The organism is Paraburkholderia translucens (assembly GCF_020881035.1).
Lineage (GTDB): Bacteria > Pseudomonadota > Gammaproteobacteria > Burkholderiales > Burkholderiaceae > Paraburkholderia > Paraburkholderia translucens.
In genome coordinates, this window is the sequence record NZ_JAJITC010000006.1 from 338,142 (window position 1) to 355,111 (window position 16,970).

General features: G+C 67.4%; 14 protein-coding genes. All 14 read right to left on the bottom strand.

Going from position 1 to position 16,970, the window contains the following annotated elements; genetic code table 11:
* Nucleotides 1-5: 5 nt before the first annotated feature.
* Complete coding sequence (gene tssL / locus LJ655_RS13795) at nucleotides 6-1,376, bottom strand: type VI secretion system protein TssL, long form (RefSeq protein WP_230561792.1); 1,371 nt, start codon at nucleotides 1,374-1,376, stop codon at nucleotides 6-8.
* A 35-nt stretch (nucleotides 1,377-1,411) separates the two neighbouring features.
* On the bottom strand, nucleotides 1,412-2,764 hold the full coding sequence (tssK, locus tag LJ655_RS13800) for a type VI secretion system baseplate subunit TssK (protein ID WP_230561793.1): 1,353 nt from the start codon (nucleotides 2,762-2,764) through the stop codon (nucleotides 1,412-1,414).
* Nucleotides 2,765-2,774: 10 nt separating this feature from the next.
* Entirely contained in the window at nucleotides 2,775-4,196 is a 1,422-nt protein-coding gene (gene tagH / locus LJ655_RS13805; RefSeq protein ID WP_230561794.1) for a type VI secretion system-associated FHA domain protein TagH, read from the bottom strand.
* Between the two features lie 20 nt (nucleotides 4,197-4,216).
* Complete coding sequence (locus LJ655_RS13810; protein ID WP_230561795.1) at nucleotides 4,217-6,223, bottom strand: type VI secretion system Vgr family protein; 2,007 nt, start codon at nucleotides 6,221-6,223, stop codon at nucleotides 4,217-4,219.
* A gap of 14 nt (nucleotides 6,224-6,237) precedes the next feature.
* On the bottom strand, nucleotides 6,238-6,627 hold the full coding sequence (locus LJ655_RS13815) for a DUF4280 domain-containing protein (protein ID WP_230561796.1): 390 nt from the start codon (nucleotides 6,625-6,627) through the stop codon (nucleotides 6,238-6,240).
* 24 nt (nucleotides 6,628-6,651) lie between these two features.
* Nucleotides 6,652-9,258 carry a type VI secretion system ATPase TssH gene (gene tssH / locus LJ655_RS13820; protein ID WP_230561797.1) on the bottom strand — a complete coding sequence of 869 codons (2,607 nt, stop codon included), beginning with the start codon at nucleotides 9,256-9,258 and terminating at the stop codon, nucleotides 6,652-6,654.
* A complete protein-coding gene (gene tssG, locus LJ655_RS13825; protein ID WP_230561798.1) occupies nucleotides 9,251-10,309 on the bottom strand; it encodes a type VI secretion system baseplate subunit TssG in 1,059 nt (352 codons plus the stop codon). Before tssG ends, tssH begins: the two co-directional genes overlap by 8 nt.
* Complete coding sequence (gene tssF / locus LJ655_RS13830; RefSeq protein WP_230561799.1) at nucleotides 10,294-12,183, bottom strand: type VI secretion system baseplate subunit TssF; 1,890 nt, start codon at nucleotides 12,181-12,183, stop codon at nucleotides 10,294-10,296. Before tssF ends, tssG begins: the two co-directional genes overlap by 16 nt.
* Nucleotides 12,180-12,719, bottom strand: coding sequence for a type VI secretion system baseplate subunit TssE (tssE, locus tag LJ655_RS13835; protein ID WP_230561800.1), 540 nt, complete (start codon nucleotides 12,717-12,719; stop codon nucleotides 12,180-12,182). Before tssE ends, tssF begins: the two co-directional genes overlap by 4 nt.
* Before the next feature lie 38 nt (nucleotides 12,720-12,757).
* On the bottom strand, nucleotides 12,758-14,260 hold the full coding sequence (gene tssC / locus LJ655_RS13840) for a type VI secretion system contractile sheath large subunit (protein ID WP_230561801.1): 1,503 nt from the start codon (nucleotides 14,258-14,260) through the stop codon (nucleotides 12,758-12,760).
* A gap of 4 nt (nucleotides 14,261-14,264) precedes the next feature.
* Nucleotides 14,265-14,807, bottom strand: coding sequence for a type VI secretion system contractile sheath small subunit (gene tssB, locus LJ655_RS13845; RefSeq protein WP_230561802.1), 543 nt, complete (start codon nucleotides 14,805-14,807; stop codon nucleotides 14,265-14,267).
* Between the two features lie 33 nt (nucleotides 14,808-14,840).
* The gene (gene tssA / locus LJ655_RS13850) at nucleotides 14,841-15,896 is read right to left on the bottom strand and encodes a type VI secretion system protein TssA (RefSeq protein ID WP_230561803.1); all 1,056 of its coding nucleotides are present in this window, start codon (nucleotides 15,894-15,896) and stop codon (nucleotides 14,841-14,843) included.
* 92 nt (nucleotides 15,897-15,988) lie between these two features.
* The gene (locus LJ655_RS13855; RefSeq protein WP_230561804.1) at nucleotides 15,989-16,474 is read right to left on the bottom strand and encodes an Hcp family type VI secretion system effector; all 486 of its coding nucleotides are present in this window, start codon (nucleotides 16,472-16,474) and stop codon (nucleotides 15,989-15,991) included.
* 176 nt (nucleotides 16,475-16,650) lie between these two features.
* Nucleotides 16,651-16,887 (bottom strand): hypothetical protein, encoded by a 237-nt coding sequence (locus LJ655_RS13860; protein WP_230561805.1) that lies wholly within the window; start codon nucleotides 16,885-16,887, stop codon nucleotides 16,651-16,653.
* Nucleotides 16,888-16,970: the final 83 nt, after the last annotated feature.

Consider the following 16,970-nt stretch of genomic DNA (forward strand, 5'->3'; position numbering starts at 1 on the left):
GCGCGTCACGAGGACGCGCCCGGCGCGAGCAGCGTGATTTCGACGCGGCGGTTTTTCGCGCGGCCAGCGGGCGTTTCGTTCGACGCGAGCGGCTCGGCGTCGCCCCGTCCTTCAGCGGAAAAGCGCGCGGGTGCGCCGGTCAGCGACGCGAGCATCGCGCGCACGCTTTCGGCGCGCGCCTGCGACAGGTGCCAATTGGACGGGAAGCGCGCGGACAGCAGCCGCTGGTCATCGGTGTGGCCCGTGACGACGACCTTGCCGGGCACGCTTTTCAGCGCCTCGGCGATGCGTCCGATCAACGCGTCGTAGGCCGGATCGAGCGTTGCGCTGCCGGACGCGAACAGGTTGTCGCCGGTGATCGTGATGATCGAGCGGTCCGCCGTCTCGCGCACCGAAACAAGCCCCTGGCGGATCTCGGGTGCCAGAAACGTCGACAGGGTCGCGGCGGCAGCGGGCATCGCGGCAGGCGCGATCACGTTCGCCTGCGCGGAGGGACGCTCGCTCACCCGGATGCGGTTGAGCGCGTCGAACACCGGGTCGGACGTGCGGTTCAGGCTTTGCGCGAGCACGATATGCGTCGCCACCACGACGACAGCCGCGAGCGCGGCGCAAACCCACGGCGGCATACGCTGCCCGAGCGGCCTGCGCGCGCGCTCGGCGGGCCGCCAATGCACCGACAGCTCGCTCTCGAAAGCGCCACGCTGGTTGCGGATGATGCGCTCGAGCCGCTCGCGAACGGATTCGAGCTGGCTGCGCCCGCCGTCGATCAGGCGATACCGTCCTTCGAAGCCGAGCGACAGAATCACATACAGCAGTTCCAAAACATCGACGTTGCGCGCCGGGTCCTGCGCGAGTCGTTGCAGGATCAGGAAGAAGCGCTCGCCGCCCGACGCTTCGTTATGGAACGTGACGAGCAGGCTGCGGCTCGCCCATACGCCGCTGCCCCACGGTGTGCCCGAGATCGCCTCGTCGATGCAGGTGCACAGGCAGTAGCGCGCCGCCGCCAGCTTTTCGGTATCGATGCCGCTTGCGCGCGCGTCCTGCTCGAAGGCTCGCACCATTCGTGCAAGCTCGGCGCGCAGTCCTTCGATATCGGCGATCGACGCGCGCTGGCGCAGCGGCAGCGCGAGCGCGAGCAGCGCATTCGCGGCGCGCACGAGCGGGTTCAGGCCGGACGCGGCCGGCAGCACCGGCGCGCGAGCCATGCCTGGCGCCGGTTGCTCGCGCTCCTGGTCACGCTCGTCATGGCGGTCGTCATCGCGCTCGTCATTGCGTTTCTCATTGCGCCGACGCGCCGCCGTGCGCCCGCCCGGTTGCGGAATCAGGATGGTTTCGTCCGGGTCGAAGCCGGTTTGCGGAAAGGTCGGTGCGTTCACGGTGAGGTCCTTCGTCGAATGTGGCCCGGCCGCGCTCATGGGCGGATCGCCCAGAACTCGAGCTCGATACCGGGGAAGTCACCCGCAACGTGCAGCGCGACGCCGGCCGACGTGGCGAACTGCCGCCACAACTCGCCGCCGCGTTCCAGCTCGAAATAGGTGAAGCCCGCATGGAACGGCAACTGGCGCGGCGCCACCGGCAGCGCACGCAACGCGATGCCCGGCAATTGCAGATTGACGAGATCGCGGATGCGCTCGACAGGCCCGAGCTTGACCTGCTGCGGGAAGCCGTTGAGCAGCGCGGCCGGCGCGAGATCGGCCTTCACCGCCAGCACGAAGCTCGCGGAGGCGAACAGCTCGCGGTCCGGCACGATCGCCACCCGCAAGCCGTACTTGCGCTCCTCCAGCGCGATCGGCACCGCATGCGGGTCCATCACGGCACTGAGCGCGCCACGCAGCGCGTCGACGAGCGGCGTGAAGGTCTCGTCGAGCCGCTCGTGGCGATACACCGGGAACCCGGCGGGACGCTTGCCGGGCTGGCTGAAGGTCGCAAGCTCGCCGGCCAGTTGCAAGGCGTGCTGATGCAGATCATGCGGATGCAGGCCGGTGGTCGATGCGATCCCCGCGAACAACGGCTCCGCCCGGTTGAGGACCTGCAGCAGCAGAAAGTCGGCGATCTCTGCCGCGCCAGTCGCGGCGGGCTGGGCAAGACGCGCGGCGAGCGCATCGGCGCGCTGATGCATGAGACCCACGAGTTCGTCGACGAAGCCGCACAAGCGGCGCGACACGCGATAGTCGAGGCAAGGCGGCGCGTAGGCGGCATCGATGACGAGGCTGTTGTCCGCACGTCGCTCGACGATGCGCGCAATCCCGAGCGACGTGTGCGCATGGGCCACATCCCGCTCGAACGCGAGCCGCAGCTGGAGCTTGCCGACCTGCACGAGCGCCGCGCCGACAGCGCCGTCGTTGCTGTCGAGCACTTCGGTCTCCGCGATGCGGTGACGCGTGAAACCATCAGGGCCGCCCGCGCCTTCTGTCTGCGCTCCATGCGAGGCTTCAGGCACGCCCCGGCGCGCGACGGGCAGCGCCAGCACGACCGTCAGATCGCGTGCGTCCTCGGGTACGGCGAGCGGCAGCGGCAGATCGTCGTCGGCGGGCAGGCGGAACGGACTGCCGTCGGGCAACACGCCCGCGCAGGCGGTCAACGCGATGCGGCCGAGCTTCAACTGCTCCATGTCGATCGCCAGCTCCGAGAAGCCGTACGCATAGGGCCGCAGCGCGGCGCAGCGGGCATCGATCTGCGCGCGCAGGTAGCGGTCATGCTGTTGCAGATGCTGCGGCTGAAGCAGCATGCCTTCCGACCAGATCACCTTGTTGTTCCAGGACATCGTCGCCTCGCTATCGGATTGAAGGAGCCAGCGGGATCGCGTCGGCGCAGTCGTTCACCTGGCGCTCGTATGCGTCGTTGAAGGCGCTGCCGCACAGCGCCTGAAGGTCGTCGGCGCTCGCTCGCGTGAGCTCGGCGTGCAACGCGATCAGGCGGTCCCAGTGGCGCGCCTTTCTGAGGGCGGGCAGCCAGTCGAACCTGCCGCGCCGTGTGTCGGCAGCGACGATCGCCTGCGGGTCGAAGCGGCCGAGCAGGTGCTGCATCGCCGCGCGCGTGCCCGCGAGAACCGCGAGCTCGTGACGACGGATATCGTCGAATGCGCCTTCGAGCGCCGTCTGCGGCGGCAGATATCCGGCGCTCGCGCCGCGCAGCATCTGCGCGAGTGCGCCGTCACCGTCGGGGAAGAACTTGAGCGGGTTGTTGTCGCGCTGAACGAGCATCGTCGTGTCGAGGCTGATCTCGCGCTTGAGCATCGAGCGTGACAGCAGCACGTCGACCACGCCGCGCACCGCCGCGCGCAGCATCGCACCGGCAAGACGCGCGACCTCGGCGGCGTTGCGCCCGGCGAGCGCGCCGCCGTCGATGCCGAGGCCGTCGAGCAGCGCCGCGAAGGCCGCATCGGTGTTGGCATCATTGGCTGCCACGCCGCGCGCCGGCGCGGCGCGGGACAGCGCGGCAGGCTGGGTCGAGGGGCGCTGCACCGGTTCACGCAGCGGTCGTGACGCGGCGCTCGGGGAAGACGAGGGAAAGACATCGTCCAGCGGATCGTAGTCGTGCGGAATGCCGCCCGCCGGCGCATGCGTCATCGCGCCGGCAGGGGGCACGTAGGCGAACTGCTCGGGTGGCACGTGATCGCTTCCGGAACCGGCGAATACCGCGTGGCCGTCGAGGCGCCTCGGCCCTTCGTGCGCCGGGTGCGCGTCGCCAAGCGGCGCGGCGAGTGGATCGAAGCGCGGGCCCGGCAGTCGAGAATCCGCGAGCACCGCCGCGCGAGCGAGCGGATCGTGCGCAAACGCTTCGGTCAACGCGTCGTCGCGCTGGCTCGAGCGGTCGAGCGGGTCGAAATCGCGGCGGTCGTGCACGCCGAGGGGCGCGTCGAAGGCTTCGGCGGGCGCGGGTTCCAATGTCCGCACAGCGAGGCGATAGCCGCCAATCTCCAGCAAGTCGCCGTTGGCGAGCCGCGCGGGCTGACCACTGGCGAGCGGCCGCCCGTTGAGCCGGCTGGGATTGCTGCCGAGGTCGGCGAAGCGCCAGCCGTCCTCGGTCCAATCGATTCGCGCATGCACACGCGACACGGTTTTCGCCGCATCCGGCAGCCTCATCGTGGCGTCGGTGCCGCGGCCGATAGTGCCGCCCGCTGCACCGAAACGGCATGCGAACGGCGCATCGGGCGCGCTGCCCTGATACGTGTCGACCGTGAGCGTCAGATACATGAAGTCTCCTCCGTGCGCATTCATTTCGAGCCGTCGTCGGCCTGGCGGGGATCGGCGGGGGCATCGGGCGAAGCGCTCGCCGCGCCCGCCCCGCCGCCCCCGCCGCCACAGTTGATCTGCACCACCACGCCATCGATCGACACCGGCCCGGCCGCATTGATCGCGATGCCGGATGGCCCCAGCACGATCGTGTTGCCGCCCGCCTTGAGCGTGAGCGTCACGCCCGCCTCGACGGTCACGTTGGCCTCGCCCTTGATATCGACGTTAACACCCGCACCCACCGAAATATTCGCCCCGCTCTTGTGCTGCGTATCGCCGCCGACATCGAGCGAATACTTGCCGCCGATCCGCACGCGCTGGTTGCCCTGCACGGCATCGCTGCGATTGCCGCCGCAGCGCGCCAGATCGTCGTGTTCGACGATGACATGGCGCTCGTTGCCGATGCGCGTCAGTGCGTCGTGCTTCACCCAGGTCTCCAGATCGCGCTCGGCATGGAAGAACAGTTGCTCGGCCTCCCTGGTATCGTCGAAGCGCATTTCATTGAAGCCGTTGCCGCCCTTCGTCGAATTGCTCTTGAGCGTGGTGCGCGCCATCTTCGCGGCGAGTTCGTATGGCGTGGTCTGCGCGGCGTTGTAGACGCTGCCGATCACGAGCGGCTGGTCCGGGTCGCCCTCGATGAAATGCACCAGCACTTCCTGACCGATGCGCGGCAGGAAGAACGCCCCGTAGCCCTTACCGGCCCACGGCTGCGCGACCCGTACCCAGCAGCGCTGCAACGACTCGCGCGAAGCCTCCGGCGCAAGCTGTTCCCAATGGAACTGCACCTTGATGCGCCCGTACTTGTCGGTGTGAATCTCTTCGCCCTTCGGCCCGACGACCACCGCTGTCTGCGGCCCGGCGACGCGCGCTCGCGGGGTACTACGCGCGGCGCGAAATCCGGCGTCGCGCGGCAGTGCCCGAAACGCGCAATCGAATACGGGCGGCCGCTCGTGCGGTTCGAGCGTGGACAGATAGTCGTCCGAATTGATCGCGTACTCGGCCGAAACGACGAGGTACTCACGATTCTGCTGCTCCAGCGGGTGTCCGCTCAGCCGCACGAGGCCACCCGGCCAGATGGCGCGCGCGGTCGTGCGTGCGCTGACGAACACGTTGGACGCCTGATGCGCCTCGACATGCGCGCGCGCCAGCCGTTCGGCGTCCTCGTGCTGCGTATAGCCCGGCGCGTGCTCCTGCATCGCATAGACGGCCGGGTCGAACCGCGTGCTGCGCAACGCCCGCGCGAGCAGACCCTGCTGCGCCGACTGCGACGGCTTTTCGAAGTCGTAGTCATTGATCTCGACGATGCCCGTGGCCACTTCGCCGCCGGTGGACCATGCATAGACCCACTCGTGCTCGTGCGGCGTGGCCGGATGCGCACGAAACGGGAGCGCCGCGCAATGCGGTGTGGCGCCGTGCACCTGCGACGAATCGGTGAGAATCAGCCGATGCTTGCCGCCCCGCTGCTCGAAGAAGTAGTAGATGCCTTCGCGCTCGGCGAGCCGGCTCACGAAATCGAAATCCGTCTCGCGATACTGTGCGCAATGCTCGAGGCTCGGATACGTCGCCGAGCATTTGTTCTCGAAGTCGATGTGATAGTCGGCCAGTACCTTGCCGATGATCGCGGGCACGCTCATCTGGTGAAAAAAGCGGCAATGCGACGCACGGGTAAGCAGCCAGAGGCGCGGGCGCACGGTGGCGCGATACATCGCCGGGCGGTTGGGCTGCGTGCTCGCCGCACGCGCCAGCTCCAACGCCGTGACGATGCCGTTGTACTCCCGCGTGCCGCCGCCAGGAATCTGCAGCGACAGCGAGAAGTCGCTGCCGAGCATTCTCGCGATGTCGAGATTCGACTGATCGGCGAGCAGCTCGACATTCCATTGCGCGAGCCGCCCGAGTTCCTCAACGCCGCGCATGCGATAGAGCACCAGCGCGTTCTTGCCGAGCGCGCAGGTCACCTGCGCGATCCGATCGGTATCGGTGAGCATCATCGCCGGCCTCGCCGTCAGGGAATCTGCGTTTCGCAAGTCGCGGGATCGACGATCGTCACCACGCCGCCCCAGTTGCACAGGCAGGTGGACACGTTGTCGAGCGACGGCTGGTTGCCGAGCAGCACGTTGAGCGCACCGGGCGCCCACGGCGACATGGTCGCGGGAATGCAAGGCATCGGCGTCGGTGTGCCGAGCGCGGCGGCGGTGGCCGCGGCGACCTCCGGATTCGCCTGCGAGGTGCACATGCCGAACGGCATGATGTTCACGAGCGGCACGTGATCCATGATGTTCGCGGCGAGCGGCCCTTCACAGCGCACCCGGTTCACGGGCAGCACGACGAGCGTCGACGGCGTCATGCCGAACGAGCATTCCAATGTCGCGCCCATGCTGACTTGTTGTGGCATGGCTGGCTCCTTGTCAGATGTCGGTTAGTCGAAGGCATAGGTAAAGTCGCCGTCGCACACGCCGACTTCGACTTTCCCGACCGTGCGGCCCTCGACCAGACGGCCGAGGAATTCCCTGCTCACTCGCGGCAGCAGCGTGTTGGTGAGGATCGCGTCGATCATCCGGCCACCGCTCGCGAGTTCCGTGCAGCGTCGCGCGATCTGGCCGACCACCGCGTCGTTGTAGTCGAAGCTCACGCGATACTGCTGCGCGATACGCCGGCCGATGCGCGCGAGTTGCAGGCGGATCACCGCATCGAGCATCGCGTCGTCGAGCGGGTAATACGGGATCACCGCGACGCGTCCGAGCAACGCGGGAGGAAACGCTTCGAGGAGCGGCGTGCGCAGTGCTCGCGCGATCTCTTCCGGCGCCGGCGCCTCGCGCCCGCCGCCGCACAGATGCGTGATCAGTTCGGTGCCGACGTTGGTGGTGAGCAGGATCAGCGTGTTGCTGAAATCGATCTCGCGGCCTTCGCCGTCTTCCATGCGGCCCTTGTCGAAGACCTGAAAGAAGAGCTTGTGCACATCCGGGTGGGCCTTCTCGAATTCGTCGAGCAGCACGACGCTGTAGGGACGCCGCCGCACCGCCTCGGTGAGCACGCCGCCCTCGCCATAGCCGACGTATCCCGGCGGCGCGCCCTTGAGCAGCGACGCCGTATGCGCCTCCTGGTATTCGCTCATGTTCACGGTGATGATGTTGTCTTCGCCGCCATACAGCGCCTCGGCAAGTGCGAGCGCGGTTTCGGTCTTGCCGACCCCCGAGGTGCCCGCCAGCATGAACACGCCGACCGGCTTGCAAGGATCGTCGAGCCCTGCGCGCGCGGTCTGCACGCGGCGCGCGATCATCTCCATCGCGTGACGCTGCCCGACGATGCGGCGGTTCAGCGTCGCCGCCAGATCGAGCACACTCGCGGCTTCGTCGCGAACCATGCGGCCGACCGGAATGCCGGTCCAGTCCTGCACTACCGACGCGACCGCGTGCGCATCCACGCTCGGCAAAATGAGCGGCGCTTCGCCCTGACGTTCTGCCAGCTCAGCGGTCAACGCCTGCAATTCGGCGGGCGTCGCAACCTCGCCACCCTCCTCGATGGCCCGCCGCAACGCGAGGATGCGCACGACCAGCGCGCGCTCCGCTTCCCAGCGCGCGGTGAGATCGGCGAGGCGCGCGCGCTCCGCATCAAGACGCGCCGCGACATCGGCGGCGCGTTCCCGCGTGTCGATGCCAAGCGCCGCTTCGCGCGTGACGATCTCGCTTTCGGTCTGCCATGTCTCGATGCGCCGCTTCGCATCGTCGATGGCGGGCGGCAGCGCCTGCTGGCTCACCGCGACGCGTGCACAGGCCGTGTCGAGCAGGCTCACCGCCTTGTCGGGCAACTGGCGCGCCGGGATGAAGCGATGTGAGAGCTTCACGGCGGCCTCCAGCGCCTCGTCGAGCACCTGGACGCCGTGATGCTGTTCCATCTTGCCCACGAGGCCGCGCATCATCGCGATCGCGCCTGCCTCGGAAGGCTCCGGCACCTTGACCACCTGGAAGCGCCGCGTGAGCGCCGGGTCCTTCTCGATGTGCTTCTTGTATTCGACCCACGTCGTCGCGGCGATGGTGCGCAGTGTGCCGCGTGCGAGCGCAGGCTTGAGCAGGTTGGCGGCATCGCCGGTGCCGGCCGCGCCGCCCGCGCCGACCAGCGTATGCGCTTCGTCGATGAAAAGAATCACCGGTTTTGGCGACGCCTGCACCTGCTCGATCACCTGCTTGAGCCGGTTTTCGAACTCGCCTTTGACGCTCGCGCCCGCCTGCAGCAGACCGACGTCGAGCGTGCGCACGACGGCCTCGCGCAAGGCCGGAGGCACCTCGCCCGCGACGACACGCTGCGCGAAACCTTCCACCACCGCCGTCTTGCCGACGCCTGCCTCGCCCGTGAGGATCGGATTGTTCTGGCGCCGGCGCATCAGAATGTCGATGACCTGACGAATCTCGATGTCGCGTCCAACGATGGGATCCAACTTGCCCTCGCGTGCCTCGGCGGTGAGATCGACCGTATAGCGGCTGAGCGCGTCCTGCTGACCGGACGGTGCGAGCACGGGCGCCACCGGCTCATCGGCGCTGGCGGCATGCGCTTCAGGTGAACCTTCGAGCAGCGCGTCGAAGCGGCCGGACAGCGCATCGAAGCTGATTTTCTCGAACTGACGCGAAAGCGCGTAAAGCGCATTGCGCAGGTTTGGCGTGCGCAACATGCCGATCACGAGATGTCCGGTGCGCACCTTCGCGGCATTGAACATCAGCGAACCGAACACCCAGCCGCGCTCGACCGTTTCGTCGACCTGTGCGGAGATGTCGGAAACAGAGGTGGCGCCGCGCGGCAGACGATCGAGCGCGGCTGTCAGATCGCGTTCGAGCGCGGCCTCGTCCAGCTCGAAATGACGCACGAGGCGCCGCAAATCCGAATCCGCCGCGAGCAGGATCTGATGCACCCAGTGCGCCAGCTCGACATAGGGATTGCCGCGCAGCTTGCAGAACGCGGCGCCGTTTTCGATCGCGCGATAGGCAAGCGGATCGAGCTTGCCGAACAGCGCGACGCGGCTGATCTCAGTCATGTGAACTCTCCTTGCGATGGCTCGCTCCCGCCTGCGCGGCGATCACGACCCGATGGTTGTCATGGACCGGCGCGCCGCTCGTGAGCCAGGTGTTCCAGCCGAGGCGTGAGCCGGTCGTGGCCACGTTCGCGGCTGCGTTCGTGGCCGTCCCTTGCAGGCGCAGTGCGGGCACCTCGTCGCGCTTCAGATGCAGCGTCAGGTCCCAGTCGAGCGGATCGCGCACGTAGTTGCGCACCCAGTCGACGAGCTTCGGGAGGCTCTGCCCGCCCGGCAGGAAGCGGACGAAGTCGGCGTAGCCGAGCGGTCCGATCGCAATGCGGAACTTGTGCTGGCAGTCCCACACCCGCGTGCCGACGACCGTCGATACACCGAGCCGCGCGCCGCCAAGACGCGTGCGGGCGTCCTCCGGCAGCGCGATCCAGTGGCCGCGCCATGGCTCGATCGACACGTTCACACCGAAGAAGCGCGCGAGAATCAAGCGCAGACCGTCCGCGTGGCGCGTCGGCGCGGCGAGCACGCCCGCGAAGTGACGCTTGGCGGCATCAGGCACGGCGTCGCGATCGGCGAGCGCGGGCGCGCCCAAACCGAACAGGCTGCCGACGTAAGCCGCGAACCGATCGTCGCCCGGCCGCTCGGCGCTCACGACCGGCTGGGCGTCGGCCCACGCGCGATAGAACAGCGACAGCATCCGGTGATGGAACACGTCGAGAAAGCGCGCGAGCGTCGGATCGTTCGCGTTGCGGGCGCGATCGCGCACATAGGCGGTCAGATGGGTCGGTAGCGGGCCGTTCGGTCCGAGCAGGCCGAGAAAATTCACCGCGAGGCGGCCGGGCTGCCCGCCCTCGCCCGGCACGTAGTCGCCGAGCGTGGTCGGATGGAAGATCAGCTCGGTATCTTGCGACAGGCGTACGGCGTCGTCGCGCGCGGCCAGCGACCGGCCAAGGCGCGGGCGCTCGGCATGCGCGCGCTCGATCAGCCGCAGCGCCTGAAAGAAGTCGAAGCGACGAGCGTCGCGCGCAAGCACGCCGTCGATGGTCAAAGCGTCGCGCATCTTCCGGTCCTCGCTGGCCACTGCATGATCGGACCACGCGCGAGCGTCGCGACGTGAGTTTCGGTGAACGAATTGATCGACACGTATTGCGCGAAGAATTGCGCGAGCACCGCGCCGAGCAGGAACGCGCTCGCGCCCTCGAACGCGGCGTCGTCGAAGCGCAGCGTGATCGCGAGGCCGCGCCCGTAGACGATCGGCCCCGGCGAAGGCAAGCGCCGCACGACAGGCGCGCACGACACCGAGCGCAGCCCCTCCACCTGCCGGTGCGCGGCGGCGTCATCGGCCGGGCAGTACAGCGTGAGCAGTTCGCGCAGCGCGCGGGCGCCTTCCTGCTCGTTCGTATCGACGAGCGACGCGTAGTTCAGCGACAGATGATCGAGCAGCCGCCATGCAGCCGGTCCCTCGGCGAACGACGGCAGCGGCCGGCTCGGCCCCGCGACGCAGCGCACGGCGGTGACGGGCGCTTCGGCATCGAGCGTGAAGTCGGTCGAGCCCGCGCCGAGCGGCATCGACAGCGGCAGGTCGCGGTTCGTGCACCACGCGCTGATGCCGAGCTGATGCACTTCGCCGCCCTGCGGCGCACTCGCCGCATCGACCAGCGCGATGAACGCTTCGCTGCCGAGGTAGCTGCTGCGCGCGCCATTCTGCTGCTGCCGCGCCGACGCGCGTCGCGCCTCACGGCGCAACTGATAGAACGCGCCGCCCTCGCCCGGCGTGTCGAGGTCCTTCGCGCAGTGGAACGGCCGGTATTGCTGCTGCGCGCCCGTGCCGTAGCCGGTGACTTCTTCGATCTGATGGATTTCGTAGTCCATCGGCCGCGTGCGGTCGACGACGATGTGATGCTCGAACGCCGCTTCCGACAGCACGACGCGGTCGGTGCGGCGGCGAAACAGGTTGATGGCGGGCGTGCAGTCGAGCGCGAAATTCGCTGCATCGACGCTACGTTCGAGCGACGCGTCCGCCTGACCGAGCAGGATCACGATCTCCGCGTCCTGGCCGCGGCAATGACGCAGCGCGCCGCGCAATCCGGCCAGTTCGACGAACATGAAACGCGGCGCGAAGGCGAAGTACTCCTGCAGCAGCCGGTAGCCGTCGAACGATTGCTTGCCGACCGGCAGCAGCGCTTCGTCCTCGGCGAAGCCGAGCGGCCGCAATGCGCTCTTCGGCAACAGGCCGAGCGTGGCCGCCGCGTTCGCGCCATTGCCGGGCTGCATCACCGCGACGCCGACGCAATGCGCGAGCAGCCGCTCGTGCAGCCGTGCCGGCAGGCCGTCGGGGCCGCGCAGATAGAGCGGGAGGCGATCAAGCGAGAGACGGTCGAAGCCGAGCGAGCCGGTCGCGCGCAGCCGCAGGCGCAATCCCGCCTTGACGCCCGCAGGCAACGACGGCGACGACGCGTTGAGCGAACCCGCATGCGTGAAGAACTTCGCGTGCGCGATCTCGATTGGCCAAAGCGTCAGCGTATGCGCGGTGCGGTATTCGCAGCGCGTCGACGCGGACTTGTCGAGCATGCTGCGCAGCGCCGTATGGCGCGGCACGACGATCCCGTCAGCGCTGGCGGCGAGTTGCGGATTCGCGTGGTCCGCCTGAAGCTGGACGACCGCCATCGACGGCGTCGGCGCCAGATAGTGCGGATACGCCAGTTCCAGCAGATGCTGCGTGAAGCGCGGAAACTCGGCTTCGAGCTTCATCCGCACGCGCGCGGCGAGAAAGCTGAAGCCCTCCAGCAACCGTTCGACATACGGGTCTGCGCATTCGACGCCATCGAGTGCGAGCCGCCCGGCGATCTTCGGAAATGCGGCGGCGAATTCGCCGCCCATCTCCCGTACGTGCTGGAGCTCCTGGCTGTAGTACTTGAGGAACTCGGGGTTCATGCCCGCTGCTCCCCGGCCGATGCGGCGCGCGTGGACGATGCATCGAAAACGCGCGCCTCGCCCGCTTCGAGATCCAGTTCCGTGCGCAGGAAAAGTCGCTCGGGATACGGCTGCGACCACAAGTCAGCCTCGATCTCGAAGCGGATCACATGGCTACCTTTCGTACCCTTCGCATCGTCGATCGCCGTCACGCGCACCGATTCGCGCGCGAGCCGCGGCTCGAAGGCCCACAAGGCGTCGCGAATCAGGCGCTCCAGCGTACCCGCCGTGAGCGCGGCAACGTCGCGCCCGGCGAGGTCCGGCAGACCGTAGTTGAGCACCGACGTCGCGACATGCGGCAAGTCCGCCCCGTCCGAGCCCGCCCCGAGAGCGCTCGCGTTCAGCAGCCAGCCGATGTCGCGCTGCACGCTGTCGCGCAGCGCACGCGCCGAGATCACGCGACGCTCGCGGGATTCGTGACGCACGTGCGGTTCGAGATCGGTCAGGCGGTCCAGCAACGAAGGCTGCAGGCGGTCCCGGGCAGAAGGTTCGTACATGAGCGGCTCTCCAGCAGGATCAGTGGGCGCGACGGTGCTCAGGCGGTCTTCGCGCTCGGCAGCTTCGACACGAGCCGCAACGACACCGTGAGACCTTCTAGCTGGTAATGCGGGCGCAGGTAGAACTTCGACGTGTAGTAGCCCGGATTGCCCTCCACTTCCTCCACGACGACCTGCGCGTCGGCGAGCGGCTTGCGCGCCTTGGTGTCGTCGGAGGAGTGGGTGGGGTCGCCGTCGACGTACTGGAGAATCCAGTTCTGCAGCCAGCGCTCCATGTCGTCGCGCTCCCTGAACGAGCCGAGCTTGTCGCGCACGATGCACTTCAGGTAGTGCGCGAAGCGGCAGCACGCGAACAGATACGGCAGCCGCGCCGCGAGATTCGCGTTGGCGGTGGCGTCCGGGTCCTCGTATTCGGCCGGCTTGTGCAGCGACTGCGCGCCGATGAATGCCGCGAAGTCCGAGTTCTTCTTGTGCACGAGCGGCATGAAACCGTTCTTGGCGAGCTCGGCCTCGCGCCGGTCGCTGATGGCGATCTCGGTCGGGCACTTCATGTCGACGCCGCCGTCGTCGGTCGGGAACGCGTGTACCGGCAGCCCCTCCACCGCGCCGCCCGATTCGACGCCGCGGATGCGCGAGCACCAGCCGGACATCTTGAACGAGCGTGTGATGTTCGTCGCCATTGCATACGATGCGTTCGCCCACGCGTACTTGCTGCTGTTCGCGCCCGCGGTGTCTTCCTCGAAATCGAACGCCTCGACCGGGTCGGTCTTCGCGCCGTAGGGTGCGCGCGCGAGAAAGCGCGGCATCGCAAGGCCGATGTAGCGCGAATCTTCCGAATCACGCAGCGAGCGCCACGCGGCATGCTCGGGGGTCTGGAAGATCTTGGTCAGGTCGCGCGGATTCGCGAGTTCCTGCCAGGATTCCATCAAGAGCGCAGCCGGGTCCGCGCCCGCGATGAACGGCGCGTGCGCCGCCGCCGCGATCTTCGCGATCTGCGTCAGCAGATCGACATCGGGGCCGCTGTGATCGAAGTAGTAATCCGCGACCAGCGCGCCGTAGGGCTCGCCGCCGAACTGGCCATACTCTTCCTCGTAGAGCTTCTTGAACAGCGGGCTCTGGTCCCACGCGACGCCGCGGTACTTCTTCAGCGTCTTGTGCAGTTCCGCCTTGGAGATGTTCAGCACGCGGATCTTGAGCGACTCGTCGGTCTCCGTGTTGTTCACGAGGTAATGCAGGCCGCGCCATGCGCTCTCGACCTTCTGGAACGGCTCGCTGTGCAGGATGAGGTTGATCTGGCCGGTGAGGGCCTGGTCGATCTGCGCGATCAGCGCCTCGATGCTCGCGAGGACATCGCCGGAAATCACGCCGGTGTCGCGCAACGCCTGCTCGGCGAGCGTGCGCACGGCGTTCGCGACTGCGTCGCGGGCATGCTCGGACTTCGGCTTGAATTCCTTTTGCAGCAGCGCCGAGAAATCGTCGAGTTCGGGCGCTGCTTCGATCACAGACTCGCTCGTCTGTTGCTGAATGCTGAAATCGTTCATTGCGTCATGCTCCGGTAGTTGGCACGGGGTTGGACGTATCGTCGGACGGCGCGTCGGCGCGCGGCTGCGCGGCGAGCGCTTTCATCAACGCGGGCTCTTCCAGCAGGCGGGCGATCAGCGCTTCGGCGCCGGTCTTGCCGTCCATGTAGGTCAGCAGGTTGGCCAGTTGAGTCCGCGCTTCCAGCAGTTGCCGCAGTGGCTCGACCTTGCGGGCGATCGCGGCGGGCGTGAAGTCGTCCATGCTCTCGAAGGTCAGATCGACCGCGACGTTGCCGTCGCCCGTCAGCGTGTTCGGCACCTGCACCGCGACGCGCGGCTTCATCGACTTGAGACGATCGTCGAAGTTGTCCACGTCGATCTCGAGAAACTTCCGTTCGGCGGCCGGTGCGAGCGGCTCTGCGGGTTGTCCCGACAGGTCCGCCAGCACACCCATCACGAAGGGCAGATTGACCTTCTTCTCCGAACCGTAGACTTCGACGTCGTATTCGATCTGCACACGCGGCGCACGATTGCGCGCGATGAATTTCTGACTGCTTTCCTTGGCCACGATGTCCACTCCTTTGCTGTTGCCTGAGTCCGGTCAGACGACCCCGCCCAGATGCCTGAATTGATGCGCGCCGTCCGGCGCGACGTCCTCGATGATTTCCATGAAGCTCTTGCCGACCAGCCTCCGGGCGCGCTGCAGCAACACCGGCAACGGGCTCGATGGTTCACACTCGGCGTAGTAGGCGCAGATCGCATCGAGCGCATCGCTCACGTCGCGCGCGCTCGCGATGCGCCGGGGCGTGGCGGGTCCCGCCGCGGCGGCGCGCTGCGTCGCCAAAGCGGAACCCGCACCCTCTTCACTGCTGCTGGTCTCCATCGCACTTCCCCCTCCCCCCGTATCCGGATCGAGCACCGCGATGCGCGCCGCCACGAACTCCCCGATGCGTCCGAGAAGCCTCGCGAGCGGTCCGAAGTCCAGTGCGCGCGCCGGCCCCACGCGCCCGGTCAGCGTGTTCTCGATCTTCGCGAGCGAGGCCCGCGCCGACGAGAGCACTTCGCACATCGCTCTTCCTGCGTCGATGCCCGCTTGCGCGAACGCCGCATCGATGGCCGCGAGCGTCGGCATCTCGTCGCCTTCGCCAAGCGGCGCCTCCCCTGCCAGCACGTCGAGATCGCGCAGCGCAAAACCGCGCTGTCCATGCGGCACGACGAAAGGCACGTCGCGCAGTTCACCCAGGAGCCCCGTGCGGTCGACGAGTTCCGACAGCGCGTTGACCCGCGCTGTCGGGTCGTCGCCGTCGCTTGCATCCAGTTGCGGATGCACGGCGCTCCAGTGCTGTTCGAGCAGCCCTTCGATCAGCGCGAGGCCGCATGCGAGCCCCGCGAAGCCCTCACGCGCCATGCTCGAACGCGTGTAGAACACCGCCACGCGCAAATCACGCGTGCGTCCGAGCAGGGTCATCGAAAGCGAGCGCGCGAGCGCCCAGTCGGGCGGCGTCGCTGCGATGAACGTGCCGCCATACTCGGCGTCGGGCTTACCGGCGACCGCCTGTTCCAGCGCCCGAAACTCAGGGCTGTACTCTTCGTCCTCACCGCACGGAGATTCCGGCGTGAGGGCGGTAAGCCAGACTGCGATATCTGCGTGGTTCATGGCGATGTCCGCGAAGGGCATTGAACGGGAGGCGGGCTATTACCGCGGCGGGGACGCTGAACGCGAGCTGGCGCCGGGTCCGGAGTCACGACTCAACTCGCCGTGTTCTTCGGAATGTTCCATTTGCCGCTCACCACGCCGCCCTTCTTGGCCCCGTTGTTGTCCTGCGGCTGATATTCCATGTTGAATTGCGCGAAGTTCAGCGTGACGTTCTCGGCAACCTGATCCGAACCGCCGGAGCCCACCGAGTGGCGGCTGATGAGCACTTCCTTGAGCGTGATCTTCAGATACTCGACCGGGTCCTTACCGCCTGCCTTGCGTAGCGTGAGCACGGCCTCCGGCATGTGCACGCCCTGACAGCACGACTGCACGATCGTGGGCGAACTCTTGTCGACATACTTGGTGATCGTGAGATCCTGCACCGATGCGGTGCCGGTGCCACCACCCGTGCCGCTGTGCGTCGTACCGGTCTGCGAGCATCCCCACGACCAGCTCAGCACCTCGATCTCGTCGGTGTGACCCGCCGCCTGTGATTCACCCTTGATGTCGCCCAGCTTGAGAAACATATCTACAGCCATGTCAGTCTCCAAAAAATGCGCACCTTGCGGCACTGGTAAATTCGCGTCGCGTTGGATTGCGAAGCGTGGTTTGCGAGCTTTCCGTTGATTACCCGCATTACTTCGTTCGACTAAGTTTCCATACTGCTTCGATGCGTATTTCGTCGTCACGCATCAGCGCGGAATCATGTGCCGGCTCATTCGTCGAGCGCCCGCTTGATCGCCGCCGCCACGGCCGGCAAGTCGCCGCGTTCGCAAAGTGCGGCCCAGTTCGCGAGCGTGTCGCGATTTACCGCCGGTGTTTCGCAAAGCTGCGCAAATCGTTCGAGTGTGACCGTCGAGCCAGCTATGCTATGAAAACGTTCGCGTCCGATGCACGCGTCCAGCATGACCGCCATGCCTGCCTGCCGGGCGCGGTCGAGGAGGGCTTCCATGATCTGTCTCCTATTCGGTCGTTCAAGTGCGCTGCGTTGCGGGTTCCGTGACCCGAAAACAGCCACCTTCGGCGGCTTATTCC